The organism is Brevundimonas sp. (assembly GCF_016463295.1).
Taxonomy (GTDB): Bacteria; Pseudomonadota; Alphaproteobacteria; order Caulobacterales; family Caulobacteraceae; genus Brevundimonas.
The window spans coordinates 1-5,794 of sequence record NZ_JAEMRO010000109.1 but is presented as its reverse complement, the minus strand read 5'-3'; the positions used below and the strand labels follow the sequence as shown (position 1 = coordinate 5,794).

The 5,794-nt window shown below is 67.5% G+C and carries 6 protein-coding genes; all 6 read right to left on the bottom strand.

Annotation, left to right across the window (positions count from 1 at the left end; all coding sequences use genetic code 11):
• Nucleotides 1-364: alcohol dehydrogenase catalytic domain-containing protein (locus JHC81_RS13435; protein ID WP_292175506.1), on the bottom strand; the 364-nt coding region annotated here is incomplete at its 3' end.
• A 285-nt stretch (nt 365-649) separates the two neighbouring features.
• Nucleotides 650-1,852: a glycine C-acetyltransferase gene (locus JHC81_RS13430; RefSeq protein WP_292175504.1), complete on the bottom strand. Its 1,203-nt coding sequence runs from the start codon at nt 1,850-1,852 to the stop codon at nt 650-652.
• Nucleotides 1,853-1,921: 69 nt separating this feature from the next.
• Nucleotides 1,922-2,836 (bottom strand): hypothetical protein, encoded by a 915-nt coding sequence (locus JHC81_RS13425; protein ID WP_292175502.1) that lies wholly within the window; start codon nt 2,834-2,836, stop codon nt 1,922-1,924.
• 34 nt (nt 2,837-2,870) lie between these two features.
• A complete protein-coding gene (locus JHC81_RS13420) occupies nt 2,871-3,758 on the bottom strand; it encodes a 4-(cytidine 5'-diphospho)-2-C-methyl-D-erythritol kinase (RefSeq protein WP_292175501.1) in 888 nt (295 codons plus the stop codon).
• Nucleotides 3,748-5,622, bottom strand: coding sequence for a tetratricopeptide repeat protein (locus JHC81_RS13415; protein ID WP_292175500.1), 1,875 nt, complete (start codon nt 5,620-5,622; stop codon nt 3,748-3,750). The genes JHC81_RS13420 and JHC81_RS13415 overlap by 11 nt, the downstream gene beginning before the upstream one ends.
• A gap of 56 nt (nt 5,623-5,678) precedes the next feature.
• A partial coding sequence (locus JHC81_RS13410; RefSeq protein WP_292175508.1) for a 4Fe-4S dicluster domain-containing protein occupies nt 5,679-5,794 on the bottom strand: 116 nt, incomplete at its 5' end.

The following is a 5,794-nucleotide window of genomic DNA, read 5'->3' as shown; positions in this document are numbered from 1 at the left end:
GATTGACGCCGATGCCGCGGGTGTCGGGATCCAGGTGGAAGTGACCGGCGCGGGCCGCCTCGGAATTCAGGTCGATGACGTGACCTTCTGCCGAGACGCGCTGGCCGATCTTCAGCCTGCGATCCACGTCCTTGCCGATGGCGACGATCTCGCCGGCGAACTCGTGGCCGGTGATCATGGGCACCGGCACATTCTTCTGGGACCACTCGTCCCAGTTCCAGATATGGATGTCTGTGCCGCAGACGGCGGTCTTGTGGACCTTGATCAGAACGTCTTCGTCGCCCGCGACGGGGATCGGAGCCGTGATCAGTTCCAGCCCGACTTCGGGACGCGTCTTGGCCAGGGCCTGCATGGTGGCGGTCATGGATTGTGTTCTTTCACTAAAAACGATCGTAAGCGCAGTCGTTGAGTCAGCTGCCTCTATCGTGATTTCTGAAACGCTTGATCAGGCCAAACAGACCCTGCCCAGCGTATCGGTTGACCCAATAAATACCCCAAAGAGCAACAGCCGGTATTATAATAAGGGCAACAAAATCCACTGCTCTCACGGGCGGAGAATCGATAAGCGTCGCCACGACGAAGAGCACATAAAGCCCAACGAACACCCAGATCGTGAAACTATTCAGGCGCTTCATACGTCATTCGAATCCTAGATAACGCCGAGTTCCTCACCCGCCGCTTTGAACGCCTTAACTACCTGATCGATCTGTTCGAAGGTATGCGCCGCCGACATCTGGGTGCGGATGCGGGCCTGGCCGCGCGGCACCACAGGGAACGAGAAGCCGATCACATAGACGCCCAGCTCCAGCAGCCGCGCCGCCATGTCCTGCGCCAGCTTGGCATCGCCCAGCATGACCGGGATGATCGGATGCTCGCCGGGTTGCAGCGTGAAACCGGCCTCGGTCATCGCGGCGCGATAGCGGGCGGCATTGGCCATCAACTGCTCACGCAGGGCGTCGCCTTCCGCACCGGCGGCGATGCGGATGGCCTCCAGCGACGAGCCGCAGACGGCGGGGCTGAGGGCGTTGGAGAACAGGTACGGCCGCGCCCGCTGTTTCAGCAGGGCCACCACGTTCGCCCTGGCACAGATGAAGCCACCCATCGCCCCGCCCAGCGCCTTGCCGAAGGTGCCGGTGAGAAAGTCGATCTCGACCCCGTGGTAGGCATAGGAGCCGCGCCCTTGCGGACCGAGGAAGCCCGTGGCGTGGCAGTCGTCGACCATGATCAGGGCGTCGTAGGTGTCCGCCAGGGCGCGGATGTCCTTCAGCCTGGCGATATAGCCGTCCATCGAGAATGCGCCGTCGGTGGCGATGACGATGTTGCGCGCGCCATCGGCCCGGGCCTGTTTCAGCTGGGCCTCCAGATCGTCCATGTCCGAGGTGGCGAAGCGATAGCGTTTGGCCTTGCACAGCCGCACACCGTCGATGATCGAGGCATGGTTCAAGGCGTCAGAGACGATGGCGTCCTCCGCCCCGAATAGCGGTTCGAAGATGCCACCATTGGCGTCGAAGGCGGCGGCGAACAGGATGGTGTCCTCAAAGCCGAGATAGTCGGCCGTCGCCCGCTCCAGCTCCTTGTGGATTTCCAGCGTGCCGCAGATGAAGCGGACCGAGGCCGTGCCCGCGCCCCATTTTTCCTGGGCCCTGATGCCCGCCTGGGTGACGCGCTCGTCGCCGGCCAGGCCCAGATAGTTGTTGGCACAGAAGTTCAGGACCTCACGTCCGCCGACCTTGATGACCGGGCCCTGGCGTGAGGCGATGATACGCTCGGGCTTGGTCAGGCCTTGCGCCTCGATGTCGGAAAGCTCGGCGGAGACGCGGTCGTAGAAGGCCGCATTGGTGGCTTGGGTCATGCCGCTGTCGCTAGACGTTTTCGGCGGGCGTTTAAAGCCCGCGCCGCTGCGACCGAACGCGAAAACGGGTCAGGCTACAGGCCCCGCCGCGCGACTGTCGGCCCAGCGGATCAGGGCCGCGCGGGGCCAGGCGACGATCCAGGAGCGGGCGGTGTATTCGCCCTTTTCGATCAGGGCGGCGCGGGTGGGCGAACTGGTCGCGGCCCGCTGGGTGTGTATCTCGCCCGGTCCCTGATGCAGCAGAAAGGCCCCATGCTTCAGCGGATTGACCCGCAGATAGGCCAGGCGCGGGCTGATCTGTTCCAGCGGCGGGTCATAGAACCATGACGATCCCAGCATGCCCGCCATCTGCGGACGGCGCTTGCAGATTTCGGCGGCCGTCGCCCAGGCGCGGTCCCAGCCCGGCTCGTTGAAGTCGGACAGTTCGCGGCTTTCGGTATGGACCTCCAGCCAGGGCTTCCAGCTCTGGGCGGCGATATAGGACGGAATGACGGACCAGCCCCAGCCCTCCCGGGCGTGACGCAGCACCTGCCCCGGCCCCAGGGGCGAAGACAGGTCGATCATCTGGGTGCGCGCGCCCGGCACGGACAGCACCAACGAGATGCGCACATCCTTGGCCCAGAAGTCGCGGTCATAGGGGTCGGCGGCGGCGGTCAGGAAGTCGGCCAGCCGCCCGATCCATTCCGGATAGAGCTCCAGCGACGCCTGCGGCAGGTCCGCGGTGGCGATCCGGCCCGGCATCTCCAGTGCCCAGTGCGCGATCAGGGCGCGGCGGTGGTCGTCGGTCACGGCGGGACCAAAGGTGCCGGCCAGCGCCTTCTCTGCCCGATGCCCCGGCTGGTCGAAATCCCAGTGCGGCGCACTGGCGGTCGCGGCCTCAGCGGCGGCGGGGGCGAGAGCGACGATCCGGGCGCGATCCTCCGCCGGGACCTTGTTCAGCACGGCCTCGAAGGCGGCGATCCAGGCGGGGGTCAGGCTTTTCATGCCTGAACCCTAGCGCATGCGGGTTTGCCGACGGTTAAGGGGCGGCCAGCGTCGTCGGGACGATCCACCATTCGGGGTGTTCGCTCGCCAGGCGGCGGGCCGCGACCCCCGCCGCCTCGCGGGTGTCGAACAGAGCGAAGACCGTGGCCCCGGATCCGGACATGCGGGTCAGCCGGACTTCAGGCAGGACGGCGACCGCCTGCATCGCCGCACCGATGGCGGGCTGAAGCGCGATGGCCGGGGCCTCCAGATCGTTCCGCTGCTCGGCCAGCCAGTCGATCACGGCCGAAGCGGTCCACCCCACAGGTGGCGCGGGCCGCGGCTCCAGTATCCGCGGCGCGGCATCGTAGGCCCGGTAGACCGCGCCTGTCGGTGACGGCACGCCAGGGTTGACCAGCAAGGCATGCAAAGGCGGTAGGTTCGGCTCGAACGTCAACACCTCGCCGCGCCCCTCGGCCCAGGCCGTGCGGGCATGCAGACACATAGGGCCGTCCGCGCCGACGGCCTCGGCGATGTCGCCCAGGCCAGCGTCGTCGAGTTTAAGCGCCAGCGGGTTGCACGCCAGCTTCAGCGCCGCCCCCGCATCCGAAGACCCACCGCCCAGACCGGCCGCGATCGGCAGGCGCTTGTCGAGATGAACGCGTAGCGGCGGCTCGCCCGTGCCTGTCGCCTCGCCCAGGGCTCTGAGCGCCCGCAGGATCAGGTTGTCAGGGTCATCGGCCAGACCAGCACCGAACGGACCACCGACAGTCAGCGACAGCCGATCCGATCGCTCGATCGATACGATGTCGCCCATATCGGCGAAGGCGACCAGACTGGTCAGCGGGTGATAGCGCTCTTCGTCCACCGGCCCGACATGCAGGAACAGGTTGATCTTGGCGGGCGCAATCGCCGTCGCCGGCGTCAGAACGTCAGCTGCCACCGACGACGACCGTCTGTGCGGGAGCCGAAGCCGGGCTGGGCGTTGAGTTCGCGCCTGACAGACCCTCGACCAGTTTGCGCTCGACCTCGGCCCGGCGTTCGGCGTCGGGGTCCAGCGTCAGGACGCGCGTCCATTGCCACTGGGCCTCGCGCTGGCGTCCGACCTGCCAGTAGGCGTCGCCCAGGTGGTCGTTGATCTCGGCATTGCCCGGCTCCTTCTCGACCGCTTCCTGCAAGGTCGCGACCGCCGTCTCGTACTGGCCCTGACGATACTGGGCCCAGCCAAGGGAGTCCTGGATGTTACCGTCCTCGGGGGCGGCGGCATGGGCGCGGGCCAGCATGGCCGCCCCTTCATCCACCCGGCGACCGGTGTCGACCCACATATAGCCGAGGAAGTTCAGTATGGTGGCGTTGTCCGGCGCGCCCTGAAGCGCGGCCAAGAGCTCGGTCTCCGCCTCATCGTGCCGACCCAGACGTTCCAGCGCCGCGCCGCGCTGGAAGCGGATGATGGGATGCTGGTCCGCCGTATTGATTGCTGGCCGGTTCAGGACGCCCAGCGCCTCCTCCTCAAAGCCCATGCCCAGCAGCTGCCCCGACAGCGCCAGCGCCATACGCGGCTGATCGGGCGCTGCGGCATCGGCCCGGCGGAAGGCGGCCAGGGCTTCCTCCGGCATTTCGTCGCGCACGAAGCTCTCACCGATCCCGTATTGCGCCTCGGCATAGATCAGCGGATCGGCGGGGGTCACCGCTGCGAAGGCCTCACGGGCTGGCAGTTCGCGTTCCGCCTTGGCCAAGGCCTCGCCCAGTTCATAGGCGGTCAGATTGTCCGGACGCAGGCTTTGCGCCAGCCTCAGATAGATGATGGCCAGCTCGCTGGCCTCGGCCTGCCGAGCGCCGCCCGCGATGAAGTTCAGGGCGTCGGCCGCCAGATCGTTCAGACTGGCCAGCTCCGGCGCGCGGCCGCGCCCCGACGCGCGGGCACGGGCCGCCACGATCGTGGGGTCGGCCGGTCCGGCGGCCAGAGCCGCGTCATAAACGACGACGGCTTCGGCCTTGCGACGGCGACGCTCCAGAAAGCCGCCATAAGCCTCGGCCGCGAACCGCGTGCCGACGGGCGTTTCGAGCAGCGCCTTGTACTCCACCTCCGCCGCATCGAACTGGCGACGACGCTCCAGCAACTGCGCGCGGTTCAGGCGCAGGATGAAGGCCGAGGGGTCCTGAGGCGCGACCACGACGGGGGCCAGAGCCGTCAACCAGTCCCCCGCCCCCGCCGCGACGATCGGCGTCAGGAAACGCACGCCGACGCCGAAGAAGTCGGTGAACCCGCCCTGCTGGATGATGGTCTGGGCCCGGCGTGCGTCGCCGCGCTGAAGCGACTGGACCACATCGGTGAACCGACCGGCCTCGGCCAGTTGCGGGGTCTGGCTGACCAGCGGCGTCAGGCGCGCGACCTCGTCCAGATCCCCCGCGAACAGACCCTCGCGAAAGGCTTCATCGGCCAGGACAGGCTGCTCCGGGACAAGAGACTGCGCCTGGGCCAACAGGGCCGCGCCCGTCGTGCGGTCGCCCCGGAAGCTGGCCAGACGACCCGTCAGATACAGGCCATAGGCCGACCGTCCGTCGGCCGTCGTCGGCACGGGCGACCATTCCGCCGGAATGGCGGGAGCGGTCGGGGTTTCGTCCCTGTCGATGGGCGGAGCCTCAACGACGATGGCGGGCGGCAGGACCGCAGGATCGGCCTGGGTCGGCACCCCGGCACCGGGAGCCTGGGTCACCGGCGCGTCCTGAGCCACAGCGGATGACGCCACCGTCAAGGCGACCAGGGCGCAACCGGTCGAGAGCAGGCGAAGAGAGATCGAGATCATGGGCCCGACCCTTCCCGGCTTATGCGGCAATGGCAAGGCCCGCGATCCCGACCGCATCACATATTCGGATAGTTCGGCCCGCCGCCGCCCTCCGGCGTCGTCCAGACGATGTTCTGGGACGGATCCTTGATGTCGCAGGTTTTGCAGTGGACGCAGTTCTGGGCGTTGATGA

What these genes read in the sequence shown, in the direction of transcription:
- JHC81_RS13430 (WP_292175504.1), bottom strand. Translation starts at nt 1,852, where the DNA reads ATGACCCAAGCCACCAATGCGGCCTTCTACGACCGCGTCTCCGCCGAG.
- JHC81_RS13425 (WP_292175502.1), bottom strand. Translation starts at nt 2,836, where the DNA reads ATGAAAAGCCTGACCCCCGCCTGGATCGCCGCCTTCGAGGCCGTGCTG.
- JHC81_RS13415 (WP_292175500.1), bottom strand. Translation starts at nt 5,622, where the DNA reads ATGATCTCGATCTCTCTTCGCCTGCTCTCGACCGGTTGCGCCCTGGTC.